The organism is Pseudomonas matsuisoli (assembly GCF_014647635.1).
Lineage (GTDB): Bacteria > Pseudomonadota > Gammaproteobacteria > Pseudomonadales > Pseudomonadaceae > Pseudomonas_P > Pseudomonas_P matsuisoli.
Genome location: NZ_BMPO01000006.1, coordinates 252,894 through 271,120 on the forward strand (window position 1 = coordinate 252,894; position 18,227 = coordinate 271,120).

At 59.5% G+C, this 18,227-nt stretch carries 20 protein-coding genes; 4 read left to right on the forward strand and 16 right to left on the reverse strand.

Going from position 1 to position 18,227, the window contains the following annotated elements; genetic code table 11:
- Window positions 1-4: 4 nt before the first annotated feature.
- The 4 genes from IEY47_RS14470 to ribBA form a co-directional block, all read right to left on the reverse strand.
- Window positions 5-814: an ABC transporter permease gene (locus IEY47_RS14470; RefSeq protein WP_188983964.1), complete on the reverse strand. Its 810-nt coding sequence runs from the start codon at window positions 812-814 to the stop codon at window positions 5-7.
- A gap of 5 nt (window positions 815-819) precedes the next feature.
- The gene (locus tag IEY47_RS14475) at window positions 820-1,713 is read right to left on the reverse strand and encodes an ABC transporter permease (protein ID WP_188983965.1); all 894 of its coding nucleotides are present in this window, start codon (window positions 1,711-1,713) and stop codon (window positions 820-822) included.
- Window position 1,714: 1 nt separating this feature from the next.
- Window positions 1,715-2,740, reverse strand: coding sequence for an ABC transporter substrate-binding protein (locus tag IEY47_RS14480; RefSeq protein ID WP_188983966.1), 1,026 nt, complete (start codon window positions 2,738-2,740; stop codon window positions 1,715-1,717).
- A 198-nt stretch (window positions 2,741-2,938) separates the two neighbouring features.
- Entirely contained in the window at window positions 2,939-4,045 is a 1,107-nt protein-coding gene (gene ribBA, locus IEY47_RS14485) for a bifunctional 3,4-dihydroxy-2-butanone-4-phosphate synthase/GTP cyclohydrolase II (RefSeq protein ID WP_188983967.1), read from the reverse strand.
- A gap of 76 nt (window positions 4,046-4,121) precedes the next feature.
- Between ribBA and IEY47_RS14490 the strand changes: the two genes are divergently transcribed.
- The gene (locus IEY47_RS14490) at window positions 4,122-4,415 is read left to right on the forward strand and encodes a DUF1330 domain-containing protein (protein ID WP_188983968.1); all 294 of its coding nucleotides are present in this window, start codon (window positions 4,122-4,124) and stop codon (window positions 4,413-4,415) included.
- Window positions 4,416-4,441: 26 nt separating this feature from the next.
- Here IEY47_RS14490 and IEY47_RS14495 read toward each other — a convergent pair whose 3' ends face one another.
- The 8 genes from IEY47_RS14495 to IEY47_RS14530 all read right to left on the reverse strand — a co-directional run bounded on the left by IEY47_RS14495 (window position 4,442) and on the right by IEY47_RS14530 (window position 11,227).
- Window positions 4,442-5,008, reverse strand: a complete 567-nt coding sequence (locus IEY47_RS14495; protein WP_188983969.1) for an NUDIX hydrolase — start codon at window positions 5,006-5,008, stop codon at window positions 4,442-4,444.
- A gap of 3 nt (window positions 5,009-5,011) precedes the next feature.
- Window positions 5,012-5,761, reverse strand: a complete 750-nt coding sequence (locus tag IEY47_RS14500; RefSeq protein ID WP_188983970.1) for a GntR family transcriptional regulator — start codon at window positions 5,759-5,761, stop codon at window positions 5,012-5,014.
- Window positions 5,762-5,873: 112 nt separating this feature from the next.
- A complete protein-coding gene (pcaC, locus tag IEY47_RS14505; protein WP_188983971.1) occupies window positions 5,874-6,257 on the reverse strand; it encodes a 4-carboxymuconolactone decarboxylase in 384 nt (127 codons plus the stop codon).
- Window positions 6,254-7,720, reverse strand: a complete 1,467-nt coding sequence (locus IEY47_RS14510; RefSeq protein WP_188983972.1) for an NAD-dependent succinate-semialdehyde dehydrogenase — start codon at window positions 7,718-7,720, stop codon at window positions 6,254-6,256. The genes pcaC and IEY47_RS14510 overlap by 4 nt, the downstream gene beginning before the upstream one ends.
- Window positions 7,721-7,820: 100 nt before the next feature.
- Window positions 7,821-8,306, reverse strand: coding sequence for a flavin reductase family protein (locus tag IEY47_RS14515; protein WP_188983973.1), 486 nt, complete (start codon window positions 8,304-8,306; stop codon window positions 7,821-7,823).
- Window positions 8,307-8,313: 7 nt separating this feature from the next.
- Complete coding sequence (locus tag IEY47_RS14520) at window positions 8,314-9,795, reverse strand: aldehyde dehydrogenase (protein WP_188983974.1); 1,482 nt, start codon at window positions 9,793-9,795, stop codon at window positions 8,314-8,316.
- A complete protein-coding gene (locus IEY47_RS14525) occupies window positions 9,792-10,625 on the reverse strand; it encodes an alpha/beta fold hydrolase (protein ID WP_188983975.1) in 834 nt (277 codons plus the stop codon). The genes IEY47_RS14520 and IEY47_RS14525 overlap by 4 nt, the downstream gene beginning before the upstream one ends.
- Before the next feature lie 14 nt (window positions 10,626-10,639).
- Window positions 10,640-11,227: an amino acid synthesis family protein gene (locus IEY47_RS14530; RefSeq protein ID WP_188983976.1), complete on the reverse strand. Its 588-nt coding sequence runs from the start codon at window positions 11,225-11,227 to the stop codon at window positions 10,640-10,642.
- A gap of 273 nt (window positions 11,228-11,500) precedes the next feature.
- On the opposite strand from IEY47_RS14530, the gene IEY47_RS14535 reads away from it, so the two are divergent.
- From IEY47_RS14535 to IEY47_RS14545, 3 genes are all read left to right on the forward strand, one after another.
- Entirely contained in the window at window positions 11,501-12,049 is a 549-nt protein-coding gene (locus IEY47_RS14535) for a TetR/AcrR family transcriptional regulator (RefSeq protein ID WP_188983977.1), read from the forward strand.
- Window positions 12,046-13,191, forward strand: coding sequence for an MFS transporter (locus IEY47_RS14540; RefSeq protein ID WP_188983978.1), 1,146 nt, complete (start codon window positions 12,046-12,048; stop codon window positions 13,189-13,191). Before IEY47_RS14535 ends, IEY47_RS14540 begins: the two co-directional genes overlap by 4 nt.
- A gap of 128 nt (window positions 13,192-13,319) precedes the next feature.
- Window positions 13,320-14,147 carry an SDR family oxidoreductase gene (locus tag IEY47_RS14545; RefSeq protein ID WP_188983979.1) on the forward strand — a complete coding sequence of 276 codons (828 nt, stop codon included), beginning with the start codon at window positions 13,320-13,322 and terminating at the stop codon, window positions 14,145-14,147.
- 80 nt (window positions 14,148-14,227) lie between these two features.
- On the opposite strand, the gene IEY47_RS14550 is transcribed toward IEY47_RS14545, so the two are convergent.
- From IEY47_RS14550 to phnX, 4 genes are all read right to left on the reverse strand, one after another.
- A complete protein-coding gene (locus IEY47_RS14550) occupies window positions 14,228-15,013 on the reverse strand; it encodes a 2-keto-4-pentenoate hydratase (protein WP_188983980.1) in 786 nt (261 codons plus the stop codon).
- A gap of 139 nt (window positions 15,014-15,152) precedes the next feature.
- A complete protein-coding gene (locus IEY47_RS14555) occupies window positions 15,153-16,310 on the reverse strand; it encodes a TIGR03364 family FAD-dependent oxidoreductase (RefSeq protein WP_188983981.1) in 1,158 nt (385 codons plus the stop codon).
- Between the two features lie 33 nt (window positions 16,311-16,343).
- Window positions 16,344-17,363, reverse strand: coding sequence for a putative 2-aminoethylphosphonate ABC transporter substrate-binding protein (locus tag IEY47_RS14560; RefSeq protein ID WP_188983982.1), 1,020 nt, complete (start codon window positions 17,361-17,363; stop codon window positions 16,344-16,346).
- 36 nt (window positions 17,364-17,399) lie between these two features.
- A complete protein-coding gene (gene phnX / locus IEY47_RS14565) occupies window positions 17,400-18,227 on the reverse strand; it encodes a phosphonoacetaldehyde hydrolase (protein ID WP_188983983.1) in 828 nt (275 codons plus the stop codon).

Sequence of the window (18,227 nt, forward strand, 5' to 3'; positions counted from 1 at the left end):
ATCCTCAGCCTTTAAGTTCGGCGCGCCGGCGCAAGAGCGCAGCAACGAGCATGATAAGAATCGAGAGCGCAATCAGTAGCGTCGAAGCGACGGCAATGACCGGGGTAAGGTCCTGACGCAGGGTGGTCCACATTTTCACTGGCAACGTTTGCAATCCGGGGCTGGCCATCATGATGCTCAACACCACCTCGTCCCATGAGACGAGAAAGGCAAACAAGCCACCCGCGACGAGACCGGGCCGAATGGCGGGAAACGTCACTTTAAGGATCGCTTGCCAACGCGAAGCCCCGCAGATCACTGCTGCGTCCTCGATGGACTGATCGAATAACTTCAGTGAGTTGATGATCGAGATGATCGTGAATGGCAGCGCGACGATGACGTGACTGATCACGAATGCCGTGAGCGTGCCGGTGTAACCGAACTTCAGGAACAGCGCGTACGTAGCCACCGCTATGATGACCAAAGGCACGATCATCGGCAGCGTAAACAGAGCATATAGCAGGTCTCTTCCAGGGAATTTCCCGCGCACCAGCGCAAAGGCCGTAGGCAACCCGAGTACCGTAGCGAACACAGTCGTCAGCAGCGCGACCTTCAAGCTGACGAAGGCGGACTGCATCCATTGCGCATTGGAGAAGAACTGCTCGTACCATTTGAACGTCCAACCTGGCGGTGGGAACACCAACCACTGGGAGGACCCGAACGACAACAGCACGATGAACAGGATCGGTAATAACAGGAAGGCAGCGATCACTGCATTCACCGTAAACAGGCCGAAGCGCAGGCGCGGCCCCATGGCGTTGGCAGACAGCAACATGATGCTTACCTCGCAGTGGCCGAAGCGGCCGGCGATTCCGGCTGCAACTTCAAGTAGACGTAGAACAGCGCAAGCGTGATCACGATCAACAACGCCGCAGCGGCACTGGCGACGCCCCAATTCAGGAACGACTGCACCTGCTGGACGATGAACTCAGGAAGCATCATGTTCTGAGCGCCACCGAGCAACGCCGGTGTCACGTAGTAGCCGAGAGACATGACGAACACCATGAGCGCACCCGAGAAAATCCCCGGTCGGCACAGCGGAATGAACACTCGGAAGAAGTTGCGCCACGGGCTAGCGCCGCAGATCGAACCGGCTTGCAATACCATTGGATCGATAGCGCTCATGGTTGCCTGAAGCGGCAAAACGATGAACGGAATCATGATGTAGGTCATCCCGATCACCACGCCCGTGAGGTTATGCACCATCTCGAGCGGCTGATCGATCACACCGAACGCCATCAGTACCTTGTTGATCACACCGGATGCTTGCAACAGCACCAGCCACGAATACGTCCTCGCAAGCAGGCTTGTCCACATCGACAACAGCACGATACCCAAAAGCGCGCGACCCCAACCCCGCGGCACCAGCGTAATTGCCCACGCTAACGGAAACGCGAGAAGAAGACTGATCAGCGTCACCAAGCCCGCCACGGCGAAGGTGTTGAACAAGACTTTCGAGTACGCGGAGTTGGCGAATAACTGGGCGTAGTTACTCAGCCCTGGGGTTGGCTCCAGAATGCCGCGCAGAAGCAGCCCGATCAGGGGCGCCAGGAAAAACAGTCCCAGGAAAATAAGAGCAGGCAAGAGGTAAGGCGCACCCCGCCAGCGGTCGCTGGCTAAACGCGCCTTGCCCGAAGTGGCCGTGTCGACCAACGTCGTTCGAAGGGCCGTCATGTCACTTCACCAACCATTCGTTCCAGCGACCCGCGATCTCACCGCCGTGCTTTGCCCAGTAGGCAAAATCAAGGGTGACTTGATCCGCTTCGTGGGCGGTAGGCAGATTCGGAGCCAGGTCGGCGTCCAGGCTTTGTACGCTATCCAGGTTCACGGGTGCGTAAGCCGTCAGATTGGCGAATTCGGCCTGGCCTTTCGCGCCACTGGCATTGGCGAGGAACTTCATCGCAGCGGCTTTGTTCGGCGCGCCCTTCGGAATGACGAGAAAGTCCGCCATGACGAGGTTCTGCTTCCAACTGACGCCAACCGGCGCGCCTTCCTGCTGCAGCGCATGGATACGACCGTTCCAAAACTGGCCCATGCTGACCTCACCCGAAGCGAGCAATTGCTGAGATTGCGCGCCGCCGCCCCACCAGACGATATCCTTCTTGATGGCATCCAGCTTCTTGAAGGCGCGGTCCAGATCGAGCGGATACAGCTTGTCCTCTGCAACGCCATCCGCTAACAGCGCGAGTTCGATCACGCCGGGGCTCGGCCACTTGTACAGCGCGCGTTTGCCCGGATAGGTCTTGGTGTCGAACAGTGCGGACCAGGAGTCCGGCTTGGAGGCGCCGATCCGCGACGGGTTGTAGCCAAGCACGAAGGAGAAATAGAAAGAACCGACGCCATGATCGGACACGAAGCGAGGATCGATCCGATCCCGCTGAATCACGCTGAAATCAAGGGGTTCAAGCAGCCCTTCATTGGCCGCGCGCATCGCGAAGTCGGCTTCCACATCGACTACGTCCCACTGGACGTTGCCGCTTTCGACCATTGCCTTGAGCTTGCCGTAGTCGGTAGGGCCGTCTTGTACGACGGTTACGCCGGTCTCGGCGCTGAAAGGGTCCGCCCATGCCTGCGTTTGCGCATCCTGCGTGGTACCGCCCCAACTGACGAAATTGACGGTATCAGCAGCAGCTGAAGCAGCGGCGGCACTACCGATCAAGCTTGCACAGAACGCAGCGACGATTCGTTTACGAAATACCATCTTGCTTGCCCTCATTGTTGTGTTTTTGTGCAAGCGGGCGCTTTTGCCCGCCTGACGGGAGCAGTGGATCCAGCGGATCTGAAAATGGTGGTCTGACCGGATATTGTTCGTGTGTCCTGCTAGCAGGGTCCGGAAAAGGGGATCGACCTTATGAATTCCATATTATGGTATTCCAAACTTTCTGCAAGCGTTTCCCGTTCATTCGAACGGGACGCTTTCCACCACCTCGAGATCGTATCCGGTGAGACCTGCGTACTTGAGCGGGGGGCCAAGATGGCGCAATTTTCCAACGCCCAAATCCTGCAAAATCTGCGCGCCAGTACCGACCTCGGAATAAATCCGGGAAGAGCCCTGATGGTAAGGGCGTTTAGGTTGTGTCAGCTGGGGTACACGCTCCAGCAGCGCTTGAGAAGACTCATGGTTCGCCAGGACCACAACGACTCCCGCGCCCTCTTTGGCAATGCGCTCGAGTGCAGCCCAAAGCGTCCAGCTTTTCGGGCCGATGTATTCCGCGCCCACCAGATCACGCAATGGATCAATGGCGTGCACGCGTACTAGCGTCGGCGTCTTGCGGTCTATTTGTCCCATCACCATCGCCATATGGACGCCGCCGTTGATGCCATCCTCATACGTGATTAACCGGAACTCTCCATGGACGGTCGGCAGTTCGCGCTCGCCGATACGCGTGACCGTGTGTTCGTTGCTGAGGCGGTATTGAATGAGATCCGCGATGGTGCCGATCCGAATGCCGTGCTGGCGCGCGAACGCTTCCAGTTCTGGCCGCCGCGCCATGGTGCCGTCATCGTTCATCACTTCGACAATCACCGCGGCCGGCGTAAGACCCGCCAGCCGGGCTAGATCACAGCCTGCTTCCGTATGCCCCGCCCGCGTTAGCACGCCGCCTTCTTTTGCCCGTAGCGGAAAGATGTGACCAGGCTGCACCAGATCGGCCGGTCCGGCATCCGGGCGCACGGCCTCTCTCACCGTGTGCGCTCGATCGGACGCGGAAATACCCGTCGTGATGCCAGTAGCGGCCTCAATGGATACGGTAAACGCAGTCGAAAACGCGCTGCCATTGCTGGGGACCATCTGCTCCAGACCGAGACGAAGGCAATGCTCGTCGGTCAACGTCAGGCAGATCAGCCCACGCGCCTCGCGCGCCATGAAATTGATGGACGCCGCCGTGCAATGTTCGGCGGCAATCAAAAGGTCGCCTTCGTTTTCGCGGTCTTCGTCATCGACCAGCAGCACCATCTTGCCGCCGCGAAAATCCTCGATGAGCGCATCGATTGGATGGAATGTCATGGCTATCCTCACCTCATGGAAAAACCGAGACTCATGGTATACCGTAAGACCATCATTCTCCCAAGAGGCGATTCCCATGAAGGGCTACTGGATTGCGCACGTCGACGTCACCGACCCCGAGCGCTACACGGAATACACCAAGCACGCGCCGGCTGCGTTTGCTGCATACGGCGGGCGGTTACTGGCGAGAGGCGGGCAATCGGAAGCAATGGAAGGACGCGCTACACCACAACGAAGTGTCGTGATCGAATTCGAATCGTATGAGCAGGCGCTCGCGTGTTATCGGTCACCCGAATATCAGGAAGCGGCGAGTTACAGGCAGGGGGTCGCCAATGCAGAGGTGATCATCGTGGAAGGCGTCCCGCACTGATGAGTGCGGCGTAGCGGCGCGGCGAACTATTGAACGAAGTGAACACGTCCAGTCGCGTCGTTGCCCACATAGAGGCCGTAGTGCCCTTTGTCACGCTCTTGAATGTAACGCTCGAGAATCTGCCGTATCGCCGGGTAGTAGATCAAATCCCACGGAATCTCTTCGGGCGCGAAGAAACGGCACTCGAGCGTTTCAGGACCGAAGTGGCCTGTGTCCTCGATCATCGTCGCGCGAAAGATCAGGTACAGCTCACTGATGGTGGGGACACTGAACAACGAATACGGGCATAGAATTTCCGCCAAAATCCCGGACTCCTCCCGCACTTCCCTAAGCGCCGCATCCTCTGCAGTTTCACCGTTTTCCATGAAGCCGGCAGGCAACGTCCATGTACCAATGCGCGGCGGGATGGCACGTTTACAAAGCAAATAACGCCCCCCGTGCTCGATGATGCAGCCCGTGATGATCTTGGGATTTTCATAGTGAACGTAGCCGCAGCTCAGGCACACGAGCCGTGGGTGATCGTCGCCTGGAGGCAAGCGACGATCGAGCGACGCGCTACCGCATTGGCAACAGAAGCGCGGCACGATGAGCATGCTTCACATCCCGATCCGAGGGTCTTTCAACGCAATCGGCGGCACGATTTCACGCGCTTTGGCGCCTTCCTGCTTTGCTTCGAGATATTCGAGCGCGACCTTCGCGGCGGAGCGGACATGGTCGACCGAGGCTTTGTGCGCGGCGATCGGATCACCGCTCTTGATCGCCTCAACCATCCGTTCCATCTCCTGATTGCTCGAACCGCGGCGATTGATCTGCGATACCGAAGTCGCACGTAAATAGCTGATCCGCGCTTGCAACTGACGCAACTGACCCGCCGCGATATCGTTGCCCGAGCCTTCCATCAGTACGTCGTAAAAATCCTGTACGGACTCCAGCACCTGCTGTAGCTCGCCGTCCTGCAGCGTCTTGCGGTTGTTTTCCAGAGCACGTTCCAGCGCACGGATATCTTTGGCGCGAGCACGCAATGTGAAGAGCTGGACAACCATCCCTTCGAGCACGCACCGGAGCTCGTAAAGATCGCAGGCATCCTCGAGCGTAATAATCGCAACCCGTGGCCCCTTGGCGTCGGCGAACTCCACCAGCCCCTCGGATTCCAGATGCCGAAGCGCCTCGCGTACCGATGTTCGGCTGACGCCCAGCCGCTCGCACAAATCGCGCTCCACGAGACGATCACCGGGAAGCAGCTGGAAATTCATGATGGCGCTACGGAGCTTTTCGAGCACCATTTCACGCAATGTCACTGGGTTGCGACTCACCTTAAAGCTATCGTCTAGAGGCTGGCGTTTCATTCAGTGCTCGACTGTTCTGTTCATGGTGGCGTAAGTGCCTTCAGGCTGACCACGCTCAAGACGGTTCACGATCAACAATGCGACACGCATTTACTCCACCGTGAACACGTTCTTACATCCCCTCCTCAGCCTCGGCGAACGCCTCGCGCGCAATTCGAAAACTGTCGACGGCAGCAGGGACGCCACAGTAGATGCCGACCTGCAGCAGAACCTCTCTGATCTGCTCTTGGCTCAACCCATTGCGCAGAGCGCCGCGGATGTGAAGCTTCAATTCGTGGGGACGATTGAGCGCGGAAATCATGGCCAAGTTTATCATGCTGCGTTCTTGCATCGATAAACCCTCCCGCCCCCAGACATGACCCCAGCAGTACTCGGTAACGAGCTCCTGCAATGGTTGGTTGAAGTCGTTGGCATTCTCGATGGAGCGATTGACGTAGTCATCGCCCAGCACTCGGCGCCGAATTTCCAGACCTTTTTCGTATTTCTCGCTACTCATGATTCCACCCCATCATCCAGGCCACCCATCAAGGTGTATTTGATTTCCATGTAGTCGTCGATACCGTAGTGCGAACCCTCACGACCGAGACCGGACGACTTGATCCCGCCGAACGGCGCGACTTCCGTGGAAATTAACCCTTCGTTGATGCCGACCATGCCGTATTCGAGCGCCTCACTCATGCGAAATGCACGCCCCAGATTGCGCGTGTAGCAATACGCGGCGAGACCGAACTCCGTATCGTTCGCTCGCTTGATCGCCTCGGCTTCAGTACGAAAGCGAAAAACCGCCGCTAAGGGCCCGAAGGTTTCCTCGGTCGCCACGCTCATCCGCTCGTCGACATTGCTGATAACAGTTGGCTTGAAAAAGTTTTGCCCAAGCGGATGACGCTCACCGCCACAATGCAGCTCCGCGCCTTTTTCCAAGGCGTCTCGCACATGCGCCTCGACCTTTTCTACCGCGCGCTCGTTAATCAGCGGCCCCTGCTCTACGCCTGCACTGAAGCCCGAACCCACCCGCAATTCGTTCACGCGCTCTGCCAAACGCGCCACGAACGCGTCGTGAATCCCATCCTGCACAAGAAAGCGGTTCACGCAGACGCAAGTCTGACCGGCATTACGAAACTTCGCGATCAGTGCACCTTCAACCGCACGCTCGAGGTCAGCATCGTCGAACACGATGAAAGGCGCATTACCACCGAGCTCGAGCGACACTTTTTTCAAGGTGTCGGCACTTTGTCGCATCAAGAGCTTGCCGATCGGTGTAGAGCCGGTGAACGAAAGCTTGCGCACCACCGGGCTCGCACATAATGCATTGCCAATCGCGACGGCATCTCCGGTGACCACGTTGAGCACACCCGCGGGGAGACCTGCCTGCTCGGCCAATGCTGCCAGCGCCAGCGCGGTGAAAGGGGTTTCGGGCGCTGGCTTGACGATGCACGTACAGCCTGCCGCGAGCGCCGGTCCAACCTTGCGCGTGATCATTGCCGCTGGAAAATTCCAGGGCGTAATAGCAGCCACGACGCCAATCGGTTCGCGGGTCACCAGGATGCGTGCATCGGCGCGATGACTGGGAATGGTATCGCCGTAGGTGCGCCGTGCTTCCTCGGCGAACCACTCGATGAAACTGGCGGCGTAAAGAATTTCCCCGCACGCTTCAGCTACGGGCTTGCCCTGTTCGAGTGTCAGGAGTTCAGCCAATGCATCGGTATGCTCGATCATCAGCGCGTGCCAGCGCTTGAGCACCGCACTGCGATGCGCAGCCGTCAGTCCGCGCCACGCAGGCAATGCCGACTCGGCGGCCTCGATCGCCTCTACGGTCTCGCTTTCGCCCATATGAGGAACCGTTCCGATCGACTGATCAGTCCCAGGGTTCAGGATGTCTTGAACGCTACCATTGGCAGCGTCGCGCCAGATGCCATTAATGAAAGCCTGCTGGCGCAGGAGAGATGCAGCAGGTGTCATGACCACTCCGCAAAAAAAAGGCCGCGCGGAACACGCACGGCCAAAAGGGTGATTTCAATGCTTGGACGGTCAGGCATTTTCCGGTCCGTCAGGGCGTCAGTCAGGCAAAGGCTGGCAACGGTCCCAATTTGCCCCGGTGATAGATCATCGGGATTGGCGGCTCTTCCGGCAAAATCAGGTTCTTGACAGCGCCGACCATAATGGCGTGATCGCCACCATCGTACTCGCGCCACAACTCACACTCGATGATTGCAGTTGCGCCAGCCAGCAATGGGTTACCCAGTTCACTGAGCTCCCACTCGATGCCTTGTGCCTTTTCCTTGCCCTTTTTGGCGAATGCATAGGCTTCTGCCTGTTGCTCGCCGGAAAGCAAGTGAATTGCAAAACGCTTACTGTCGCGCAGCACTGGGTACGAGTCTGAGGTGTAGTTCGGACAGAACAGCACCAAGGCCGGCTCGAGCGACAAGGCGCTGAAGGCACTCGCGGTCAAACCAACGATGCCACCGTCGCTGTCGAGCGTAGTGATGACGGTTACACCGGACGGGAACGCGCCCATTACGGATTTATAGAGGCTCGGATCGATCATGTTGTTGTTACCTCATTACAAACGGATCAGGCATTGGTGCTTGGGACAAATTGATCCAGACGGTCTTCAATTCGGTGTACGCAAGCACCGAATCGATCCCGCTTTCGCGGCCGTAACCGCTGTTGCCAAAGCCACCGATTGGCGCCATGGCGGATACCGCGCGGTAGGTATTCACCCAGATGATTCCGGAACGCACGTCACGGGCGAGGCGATGCGCACGCCCCAAGTCACGAGTCCAGATACCTGCAGCCAGGCCGAATTGGGAGTCGTTGGCGAGCTCGAGTGCTTCCGTCTCATCCTTGAACCGAATGACTGACGCCACGGGGCCGAACACTTCTTCCTGCATGATGGTCATCGAATGGCGATCGCATTCGAACAGCGTGGGTTCGTAGAACCAGCCGCCTGCTTGACCTTCCGCGCGCTTGCCGCCCATTCGCAACTTCGCGCCTTCGGCCTTTGCTGCCTCGACCAAGCCCTCGATGACACCGAGCTGCTGAGCCGTAGCAATTGGGCCCATTTCACTGGCATCGTCTTGTGGATTGCCGATCCGAATGCGCTTGGCGCGCTCGATCAGACGCTCGACGAATGCATCGTAAATCTCGTCTTGGATTAACAGCCGCGAACCTGCGACGCAGCTCTGCCCAGAGGCGGCATAGATGCCTGCGACCACGCCATTGACGGCGCTATCAAGATCCGCATCGGCAAAAATGATGTTCGGCGACTTGCCGCCGAGTTCCAGCGACAACTTGGCGAAATTCGCTGCACTTGCCTTGACGACATGGCGCGCCGTCGCCGCACCACCCGTGAAGGCAATCTTGCGCACCAACGGATGGCTGGTCAGGGCCGCGCCCGTGGTCGGTCCGAAGCCCGTAACCACGTTGAGGACGCCGGCTGGAAAGCCGGCCTCTAACGCTAAACGCGCTAGTTCCAGGATTGTTGCCGAGGCATGCTCGGACGGTTTCAAAACCACCGTATTGCCAGCAGCCAATGCCGGAGCAACCTTGATGGCCGTAAGGTAAAGCGGGCTATTCCAAGGAATGATGCCTGCCACGACACCCAAAGGCTCATGGACGGTGTAGGCGAACATGTCCGGCTTATCCAGCGGCAAGGTGCCGCCTTCAAGCTTGTCGGCCAAGCCTGCGGTGTAATGGAAGAACTCTGGCAAATAGCCTACCTGGCCCCGCGTCTCGCGGATCAATTTGCCGTTATCGCGACTTTCTAGCTGCGCCAGGGCTTCCTTGTTTTCGGCAATGAGGTCGCCTAAGCGACGCAAAAGCTTGCCGCGTGCGGTCGCGGAAAGTCCACGCCAGCTTGGATTATCGAAGGCCCGCTGCGCCGCAGTAACGGCGCGCTCGACGTCAGCCTCTCCTGCATCTGGAAGCACCGCCCAAGGCTGGGCGAGCGCTGGGTCCAGGCTTTCGAACGTCGCGCCTGACTCGGCATCGACCCACTGCCCGTCGATACACATCTGATAGCGTGAAAGCGTCATGCGACGATCCCCTTTGCTCTGTCCTGCAGGCAATCGGCCCGCAAAAGAAAATCCAGCAATAGTTGATTGACCAGGCGCGGCGATTCGACCGGCATCATGTGCCGCTGCTCTTCGAGCACCACCGCTTGCGCACCAGGAATTCGCTTTGCCAATCCGCGCGCCATTTCCGGCGTCGACCCAGGATCGAGCTCGCCCGTCGCGATCAGCGTCGGCACTGCAATACGGTGCAGCTCGTCGGCGCCGTACATATCCTGCGTGGCGAACAGCGAATAAGTTGTCAAGTAACCCTGATGGTCGTTATTCGCTAACGTTTCCCGGATAGCACTCACCTGCGCAGGGTTCGCGCCTTGGTACTCCAGGCTGAACCAGCGCTTGAGCGCGGCTTCGGCATTTGCGTCAGGACCGTGCTCGGCAGCTTGCGCCGTCCGGGCGATCACGCCTGCGCTTTGCTCAGGAGAGCGATTGAAAACGCTGTTGAGCACAACAAGCGAGGAAATGCGATCGGGATGGCGCAGTGCAAATGCACGCGCGACCAGGCCGCCCATCGAGAAACCAATCACTCCAGCTTGCTCGATACCCAAATGATCGAGAAGCTCGACCAACTGATCGGCGTACCCTTCTAGACCACAATCGCCACTCGGACGCGGGCTTTCGCCGTGCCCCAGCATGTCGTATGTGACGACCTGAAAGTGCGGCGCCAGGCCGACGACCTGCCCGCCCCACATGTCCTTGTTGAGACCCACGCCATGAATGAGCACGACTGGGCTACCTTGCCCCGTGACTCTATAGCTGGTCTGGTTAGGCGTACGCTCGGCGCTGGGCCCGATCATGTCGATGCTCCTGCTCACTTGGCTTCGGCGGCCAACTCTTCCAAATCGATGTAACGGTTGCCGATACGCGGATGCAGACGGCCACCGTCAGCAGCACCTAGCACAACGACGATTTCGTCTGCCCGCGGTGCGTCTTCGATCTGCATCTCAAGCGTGATGTAGTGAGAACGCAGGCCTTCATCATCCTTGTGCATCATTGGGATTTGAATGGACGTACCAGGACCGCCACGCTTGTTGGTGAAGCTCAGGTAGCTCTTGGCCTGAACCGCTTCGCGGTAGTGGTTGCCAAAACGCAGCGTGTGAATGACAGCGGACGCGTGCTCGATCTCACCATCAGCGCCAACCACCGCCGCCTTGCCGTATGCTTCGATACGCGCGGCGCCACCAATGGCTGCGGTCAAACGCTCGACCATCAAAGCGCCCAGTTCGGAGCAATTGCCCTTGATGACAGGCTTGAGGTCTTCAACGAAGCCCTGACCTACCCATGGGTTCTTGATGACGACAGCCAGACCGACCATCTTCACTGGCTTATCGGTTGCCTTGCCACCTTCGATCAGCGTTTCTTCTACGTAACTGACGATCTTGCGGATCTCGAAGCCCATGATAGCCCCCTGCATTGTTGGTTTCGGTATTATGGTATACCAGATTCCAAGATATGCAACTGTTTATGAATAGTTGCCGCAGGCCAGTGAACACGGGCCCTCACTAAAAGCCTATGCAGGCATCGTGTACCGCGATCAACCCTGCGTTGGAGACTCGCCATAGGCGTTCGCGCGGCCAAAATTAAGGATTTGAACCCGCGCTAAAAGCGATCCAGTAGCAAAACTCCCGTACCGCGCGCTTGACGTGTAAAACGATCGCTTTACACTCGAGCCATGGACAAGCACAACGCAATCGTCGTCGGCGCAGCCGACGTTTTTGAAACCGAGGGTTTCCGCGGGATCGGCATTGACCGGATCATCGCGTCTTCCGGCGTGTCGACACGTACGCTGTACAAGCACTTCGGCTCTCGTGACGGCCTGGTCATTGAAGTGCTCCGAGCGCGCCACGCCGCTTTCATGGAGCAACTCGCCGCTGATTCCAGTGCAGCCAACCCCATCGCGCACCTCTTCGATACGCTACGACACTGGATCGAGGGCCGTGGTGCTCGCGGGTGCATGCTGCTACGCGCCCGAAGCGAGTACGCCTCCGCATGTGAAGAGATCGTGTCGCTCGTTCATCAGCAGAAAGACGAATTCCGCGCCGATGTGGCCAAGCGTGTTCGCCACTGCCTTGGTCGAGATGACGCTACGCTCACTATGCAGATCTGGCTGATATTCGAAGGCGCGACCGCAGGCGCCAGCGTCGCGGGTGCCTCGGTCATCGAAGATGCCAAGCAGGCCGCCTTAGTGCTCATTTGCACGGCTAGGGACCGCGCCTCATGAAAGGCATTAATCTGGTTGCCGCAGCCTTCGCACTGACGGCGCTGTCGTATGGCCTGGCGCGGTTCGCGTACGGACTGTTCCTCCCCCAGATTCGCGAGGACCTTGCGCTTAGCGTGCTTGCATCGGGATGGATTGGCGGAGGTGCCTTCGCGGCCTATTGCCTGGGAATTGGCTTCACCTTCGCCGCCAGCGGAAAAATCGCCCCACGGATGATCGCCCTGTTCGCCGGCGTTGCTGCGACCGCAGGCATGGCGATCGTCACGATTGCCGCGTCAGGCTGGGTTCTGGGCATTGGTATCGCACTCGCCGGGTTGAGTTCGGGCTTGGCGTCGCCGCCCCTCGCGTCGGCGGTGTCCCGACAATTCCGTGAAAGCGAGCGGCCCAAGGCGAACGGCACCATCAACGCGGGCACCGCCGTCGGCATCGTTTTTTCCGGGATAGCCGCGCTAATGGCAACTGGGTCGTGGCGCGAACTCTATACACTGTTCGCGCTGATCGGCGCCGGGGTGTCGGTTTGGCTGTGGCTTGCTCTTCCACCCGGTACCTACGGTGAAAACAATAGGGGCTTTTCATTTGCAGTGCTGAAACGCGACGGCGTACTCACCCTCTGCCTGAGCGCGTTCGTCGCGGGCGTATCCAGCACGGCGGTGTGGACGTTCGGCGCCAACATCCTGCGCGGCGATTTTGGATTTTCCACCACTCAAATTGCCTGGGCCTGGATCGTCTTGGGCGCCGTAGGCGTCGCAGGCTCGTTGACAGGCGTCCTCACGCATCGCTACGGCACCTTATGTATTCATGCGTGGGCGTTGCTTGGTATTGGCGCGGGGACTTTGGGGCTTGCCGCCACGTCCATCTCTGATGCCTATGGATTCGCTGCCATGGGGCTGTTCGGCATGGCCTACATCATCTCGACGGGAACCTATCTAATACAGGGCATCGAGCTACTTCCCGATCAGCCCGACCTCGGCCTAGGTATCCCGTTCCTAATGCTTGCCCTCGGTCAGACACTAGGCACGCCGCTGTTTGGTGCGACGCTGGAGGCCGTCGGCACGCTTGGTGCGCTATGCATCTTTGCCATGGCCGCCGGCTGCGCTGGCGCGATTCGCCCACGGCAGGCGATGCGCGATTCCGTCCCACATTAAACGTACACATCTCATCGACCGGCCGATAACTGGTGAAAAGTCCTCATCAACCCATACAAGTTGGTGAGGATTCTGTCGCGGCGGATACCTGGATAGGATAAGGCTTCCATCCATACCGGGAGACAGACATGGCAAAGACATGGTTGATCACAGGTACATCGTCCGGCCTTGGTCGCGTGCTGGCGGAGCGTGCTCTAGCGCGCGGCGATCGCGTCATTGGAACCGTACGCAAGCCGAGCGCACTGGATGACCTGAAAGCACGCTACCCAGAGCAGTTGCACGTGCTTGAACTCGAACTCACCCGTACCGAGGCCATTCGCGAATGCGTAAAAGCGGCATTCGAGCACGCCGGAGACATCGACTACATTGTCAGCAATGCCGGGTACGGCCTGCTCGGCGCCGCCGAAGAGCTAAGTGATGAGCAGATCGAGCAGCAACTGGCGACCAACCTTGTGGGTAGCATTCAACTCATCCGCGCTGTGCTTCCCTATCTACGGCGTCAAGGCGGCGGACGGATCGTGCAGGTCTCCTCCGAAGGCGGCCAAATTGCGTACCCCGGCTTTAGCCTCTATCACGCCAGCAAATGGGGCATCGAAGGGTTCATCGAAGCCGTCTCGCAGGAAGTAGCGGCGTTCGGTATCGACTTCATCCTGGCCGAGCCTGGCCCGACCGAGACGCAGTTTGGCGCGAGCGTCAATTACGCAGATCCGCATCCCGACTACGCCGGAACGCCTGCTGACGAGGTTCGCAGTGGGTTGAAGTCAGGAGGATTCAAACTGAAGGGCGACGCCGAGCGCACCGTGGACGCGATGCTGCGCGCTATCGACCAAACCAAGCCGCCCTTCCGCCTTCCCCTCGGCAGCGTGGCCTACGAGAACATCCATGCGGCGCTAACGACACGCTTACAGGCGCTGGAAGCCTATAAGAGCGAAGCGCACTCCGCGGATAAAGTGTAGGCCTGACCGTAGCACATCAGCCATGAGGCGCGTGGTGACACCGCCCCATGGCGGGTGAATCCAGAATCCGCGCCCGTGCCTTACAGCGAAAACGTCAATTCATGACCGAAATAACGCACCGACAGCGTATGGCCCGCACCTTCGATATCGAACGGCTCGCACATCGCGCCGCTGGAGACGATGTCTCCTGCACGTAGCGTCTCGCCTCGCTCCGCCGCATGGGCGTAAAGCTCCGCAAGGGAGTTCAACGGATCGGTAGCGGTTTCACCAAACAGCCCTTTGGCTTTGGGCGCGCCGTCCAAATGCACCACCGCTGTTTCTGCCAAAGTGCGCAGCACCTCGCGGTCAAGCCCGGCACAGGCATTCGCACCTACGACCAAGGCCTCAAATCCCACGTTATCGCCCGTGAAGCTTGGCCAACCGACCGTTTTGCGGTCGACGAACCGCGAGCGCACCACTTCGAATGTCAGGCACGTCGCGCGAATATCGTAGGGCTGTATCTCCCGCCCCGGCTGGGGAGGCAGGTCACGAGCCAGGGTGAACGCGATCTCGCACTCAATGGTAAGGGTCGTTGGCGACGGCAGGCTCAGGTGCGCGCCGCTGGCGTGAATACGCGCCTTATCCAACTGGCCCACCAGTGGCCGAGACAGCCCTGCACCGCGCATGGCCGCAGGGCTTCCGACGCCAAGTTTCCATCCACCGCGCGCGCCGCCCGCGGCCTTGAAAAAGGCGTCCTGCACGTCGTAGCCCTGCTCAAGCGTTTCCGGACGAAGCGCCTCGGACAAGGCGTTCAGCAGGTCGCCGGTTTTCCAGGCGTCGAGAAGTAAGGTTGCAGGGGCGGCAGGATCGAACGGCAGGGTCGGCATGAGGACTCCAATAGAGGGTTGGCGTGAGCGTGACTAAGCGAAGCGTAATCCACCATCACCGCCGTAGGAACCGCTGTAGACGTTTGCCACGCATGGGCCTGCGCGCGAAACGGTCCCTTGCGATGATTGATGGCGCTGCTTACGCCGGCGACGCAACCGGCCAGTCCCGCTCCCCGAGTAATGCGCCAACGGTACGCTCACCCAATCCCAGCCCCACGCTCATGCCGAGCCCGGTGTGCATTAGTACACCGGTCACCCCTTTACCCGCGCGCAACACGCTGAACGGGCCCGGACCGCGTGCGCCGTAAACACCCTGCCAACGCTCCAGCACATGTAAGCGCCCGCCGAGCGTATGTTCGGCCAAGTCGACCAGTAGCTCATCGACCGCCTCGGTATTGAACGGTTGGGCATCGCTGCCGTAGTCATGGGAGTCGCCAATGATGAGGTCACCATAAGGGGTCGGACTCACCAACAGGTGGATACCGAATGCCTCCAAGGCAGGCTGCTCACGCCGGATCTCCTGACGGATAGCCTCAGCCTCGGGCAAATCGGCGAATGCGCCATAGTGCACGCAGCTCAAGCCTGTCAGTACCGCATGCTGTAGATCGAGCGGCTGATCGAGGCGCGCACGCAACATTTGCAAGCGACATACCGAGGGTCGTAGCGTGGCCATCGGTTCGGCCAGCAACGTCTGGTAGTCGTGCCCCGAGCACACCACGATGTGCCGCGCGGTGAAGCGTCCTGCTGTCGTCTGGGCGATGCCCTCGTCGACATCGCGTACCAAGGTGGAAAAATGGAAATCCACGCCCAGCCCCCGCAGATACTCAACCATCTGCGGCAGTGCCTCGCGGGAAAACAATTGCTGATCATCCATGCCATGCAAAGCCGCCCGATGATGAGCGAAGCAGCCGCCGTATAGATCGCGCAGTTCGGCACCGCGCAGGAGCTCTACGCGATAGCCGAGCTCACGGCCACGCCCTGCGCAAAACGCTTCGAGCATGGCCTCCTCGGCTTCGCTGCGCGCGAATATCAAGGAGCCTTTTTGTTTCAGGGACAACCCGGCGGCCTTTCCCAGCTCACACCAGAGCCCATGGGATTGGCGCGCAAGATCGAGCATCGGCCCAGGTGCCTGCCCCGTGACCAGTGCCTGCCCAAAATTACGTACCGAAGCGCCCAGCGCCCGGTCGCTTCGCTCAAACACTCGGACTTTGAGCCCGCGGCGAACGCCTGCCCAGGCATGCGCCAGACCAAGAATGCCGGCACCAACGATCAATAAGTCACAGTCTTGCTGACTCATACAAAAACTCCTGGATGAGAAATGGCGTGCGCGTCATCGGGATACGGCTTCGGATTTGCCGTCGTAGCGCTTACGCCATTCGGCGAGAATGCGATCGCGGTTCTCCGACGCCCAATCGAAGTCGTTCTTGATCAATCGCTGCTCGTAATCTGCCGGCAGCTCTTGAAAACGCTCGGCAATACCTGGCTGGGCCAATACCGCGAAGTTGGCTTTGTACAAATCCATCGCTTCGCGACTGGCGGAGAAGTCCGCGAGCTTCTTCGCCGCATCGAGATGGGGGCTGCCCTTGATGAGCGCGGTGGCCTCGATTTCCCAGCCCAGCCCTTCCTTGGGAAGGACGATGTCCAGCGGCGCACCTTTACGCTTGAGTTGGATGGCCGGGTACTCGAACGAGATACCGATTGGAAATTCGCCGGCTGCCGCTTGCTTACAGGGCTTGGAGCCCGAGTGGGTGTACTGCCCGATGTTCTGGTGCAGCTTGTCCATGTAGGCCCACCCCCCTTCCTCGCCAAAGGTTTGCAGCCACGCGCTGACGTCCAAATAGCCCGTCCCCGACGATGCGGGGTTGGGCATGACGATCTTGCCGCGGTAGATCGGGTCTGCCAGGTCTTCCCATTTAGTCGGCTTCGGCAAGCCTTGCTTTTCCGCCTCAATGGTATTGAAGCAGATGCTTGCCGCCCAAACGTCCATGCCGACCCAAGCGGGCGGATTGGCACTATCACGGTAATGAGCACCGATCCGGTCCAGACTGCTCGGAGCATAGGGTTCGAGCATGCCCTGCTGCTTCAGAACAGCGAGACTCGAGCCGGCCAGCCCCCAGACCACGTCGGCCTGTGGGCGATCTTTTTCGGCCAGTAGCTTTGCGGTAACGATACCGGTGGAGTCGCGGACCCACTTGATGCGAATGTCTGGGTTCTGCTTTTCGAAGGCCTGCTGGTAGGGCTTGAGCTGCTCGACTTCCAACGCCGTATAGACAGTCAGTTCGGTCGCGGCTTGCGCCGGCAAGACACCCGCAGCGAACAGCCCGGCGGCAAAGGCAATACGTTTGAACATGGTGAGGCTCCTGTAATGAAAGGGCGAAGTGGCGAGTCAGCTTGCCTGCGGGCTTTCGCCGCGGCTCAGACGTGCGTTGATGGCATCGATGACAGGCGGTAGATCGGCCAGCGTATCGATCAGGTAGTGCGGGCGGCTGGCGGCGAACAATGTGTCGATACGCACCCGTTCAGTGGCCAATTGCGACGTGGAGAGCGCCTGGAACTGCGCCCAGTCCAACCCCAAAAAATTTCCCGAAAACCGCAGCGCGACTGTCCACATACCAGCACTGCGGCCTTCGAGGATTCCGGGCTCGGTGTCGTCGACCTTGACGCACGCCGCCACGTCGTCGATCTCCAGCGCGACCACGTTGGCCAGCGCCTGCGCTGGGCCAGGACGGCCCTTGGGTACTTCGTCGGTCGCGACCACGTGGTCGGGGTGATAACCGGCGTCCGCGGCAAGCTCGATCACTTTCTGCATCACGACCCTGGGATAGCCAGAGCAACTGCCAATCTTCAGGCCGCGTGCGCGCAGAACCGCCACGGCCTCCAATGCGCCAGGGATCGGTGCCGAATGCTCGCCCACCTTGGCGATCTGCAACGGCATGAAACGTTCGTAGATGGCCGTCACGTCAGCATCAGTCGGCGCACGACCGAACCGCCCGCGAAACCGCTCGGCGATCTCGGCTTGGTTGCACAACGTGCGGATGTGATCCCACTTTCCCATCCCCATCGGCCCGCGGGCTTCGTCAAGGCTGATCTCGATATCGAACGCGGCGAAGGCTTCGACGAAGATCCGCGTAGGCGCGAAGGAGCCGAAATCGACCACGGTGCCCGCCCAGTCAAGGATGGCCGCTTGCAGGTGTGTCGGGTGTTGGTAGTGCAT

What these genes read in the sequence shown, in the direction of transcription:
- IEY47_RS14470 (WP_188983964.1), bottom strand. Translation starts at nt 814, where the DNA reads ATGTTGCTGTCTGCCAACGCCATGGGGCCGCGCCTGCGCTTCGGCCTG.
- IEY47_RS14475 (WP_188983965.1), bottom strand. Translation starts at nt 1,713, where the DNA reads ATGACGGCCCTTCGAACGACGTTGGTCGACACGGCCACTTCGGGCAAG.
- IEY47_RS14480 (WP_188983966.1), bottom strand. Translation starts at nt 2,740, where the DNA reads ATGGTATTTCGTAAACGAATCGTCGCTGCGTTCTGTGCAAGCTTGATC.
- ribBA (WP_188983967.1), bottom strand. Translation starts at nt 4,045, where the DNA reads ATGACATTCCATCCAATCGATGCGCTCATCGAGGATTTTCGCGGCGGC.
- IEY47_RS14490 (WP_188983968.1), top strand. Translation starts at nt 4,122, where the DNA reads ATGAAGGGCTACTGGATTGCGCACGTCGACGTCACCGACCCCGAGCGC.
- IEY47_RS14495 (WP_188983969.1), bottom strand. Translation starts at nt 5,008, where the DNA reads ATGCTCATCGTGCCGCGCTTCTGTTGCCAATGCGGTAGCGCGTCGCTC.
- IEY47_RS14500 (WP_188983970.1), bottom strand. Translation starts at nt 5,761, where the DNA reads ATGAAACGCCAGCCTCTAGACGATAGCTTTAAGGTGAGTCGCAACCCA.
- pcaC (WP_188983971.1), bottom strand. Translation starts at nt 6,257, where the DNA reads ATGAGTAGCGAGAAATACGAAAAAGGTCTGGAAATTCGGCGCCGAGTG.
- IEY47_RS14510 (WP_188983972.1), bottom strand. Translation starts at nt 7,720, where the DNA reads ATGACACCTGCTGCATCTCTCCTGCGCCAGCAGGCTTTCATTAATGGC.
- IEY47_RS14515 (WP_188983973.1), bottom strand. Translation starts at nt 8,306, where the DNA reads ATGATCGATCCGAGCCTCTATAAATCCGTAATGGGCGCGTTCCCGTCC.
- IEY47_RS14520 (WP_188983974.1), bottom strand. Translation starts at nt 9,795, where the DNA reads ATGACGCTTTCACGCTATCAGATGTGTATCGACGGGCAGTGGGTCGAT.
- IEY47_RS14525 (WP_188983975.1), bottom strand. Translation starts at nt 10,625, where the DNA reads ATGATCGGGCCCAGCGCCGAGCGTACGCCTAACCAGACCAGCTATAGA.
- IEY47_RS14530 (WP_188983976.1), bottom strand. Translation starts at nt 11,227, where the DNA reads ATGGGCTTCGAGATCCGCAAGATCGTCAGTTACGTAGAAGAAACGCTG.
- IEY47_RS14535 (WP_188983977.1), top strand. Translation starts at nt 11,501, where the DNA reads ATGGACAAGCACAACGCAATCGTCGTCGGCGCAGCCGACGTTTTTGAA.
- IEY47_RS14540 (WP_188983978.1), top strand. Translation starts at nt 12,046, where the DNA reads ATGAAAGGCATTAATCTGGTTGCCGCAGCCTTCGCACTGACGGCGCTG.
- IEY47_RS14545 (WP_188983979.1), top strand. Translation starts at nt 13,320, where the DNA reads ATGGCAAAGACATGGTTGATCACAGGTACATCGTCCGGCCTTGGTCGC.
- IEY47_RS14550 (WP_188983980.1), bottom strand. Translation starts at nt 15,013, where the DNA reads ATGCCGACCCTGCCGTTCGATCCTGCCGCCCCTGCAACCTTACTTCTC.
- IEY47_RS14555 (WP_188983981.1), bottom strand. Translation starts at nt 16,310, where the DNA reads ATGAGTCAGCAAGACTGTGACTTATTGATCGTTGGTGCCGGCATTCTT.
- IEY47_RS14560 (WP_188983982.1), bottom strand. Translation starts at nt 17,363, where the DNA reads ATGTTCAAACGTATTGCCTTTGCCGCCGGGCTGTTCGCTGCGGGTGTC.
- phnX (WP_188983983.1), bottom strand. Translation starts at nt 18,227, where the DNA reads ATGCACTACCAACACCCGACACACCTGCAAGCGGCCATCCTTGACTGG.